The sequence below is a fragment of the Moraxella oculi genome, assembly GCF_023336735.1.
Lineage (GTDB): Bacteria > Pseudomonadota > Gammaproteobacteria > Pseudomonadales > Moraxellaceae > Moraxella > Moraxella oculi.
In genome coordinates this window covers 1-665 of sequence record NZ_JAMBAQ010000062.1, presented here as the reverse complement: position 1 = coordinate 665, position 665 = coordinate 1, and the positions used below count along the sequence as shown (strand labels likewise).

At 38.8% G+C, this 665-nt stretch carries 1 protein-coding gene; it reads left to right on the top strand.

Translation table 11 applies throughout. From position 1 onward, the window contains the following. The coding region (locus M2R47_RS09385) for an REP-associated tyrosine transposase (protein WP_249102539.1) at window positions 1-528 on the top strand (528 nt) is incomplete at its 5' end. Between the last annotated feature and the right edge of the window lie 137 nt (window positions 529-665).

Genomic DNA, 665 nt, shown 5'->3' with positions numbered 1-665 from the left:
ACTTTGCCAGCCCTATACCTTTATTTGTATGATGACATGAAATATCGCCGACATTACGAACCAAACAAAAGCTATTTTTTCACCCTAAATCTGGCAGATCGATCCAGTGATTTGCTGTTAAGGCACATCGATGAGCTGCGTCATGCCTTTAAAATCGTCAAGCAGCAGCACCCATTTGACATTGACGCCATCGTGATATTGCCAGACCATCTGCACATGCTATGCACCTTTGATGATGATTGTGATTATTCCACACGCATTCGTCTGATCAAATCTTATTTTTCTCAAAAACCCCCAAAACAGAACGAATTTCAACAAGTCGGCAAAAAAAAGCAAGAAAGGGGCATTTGGCAAAGACGCTTTTGGGAGCATTGCATCAAAGACGAGCAAGATTTTAATTCTCATGTTGATTATATCCACATTAACCCTGTAAAACACGGTCTAGTGAGTAAGGTGTCAGATTGGCAATATTCATCATTTCATCGTTATGTTAAGCAGGGAATTTTACCAAAAGAGTGGGGCGGCTGATTTTATATAAAATGGTTTTTGGTGTAAAATATCAATGATTTTGATATGATGGAAAATAGAATGATGATAAAGCCAAAATTATGGTGTAACTCATTGAATTTGTTGGGTTTCTCAAGCTCAACCCAACCTACGGGCTG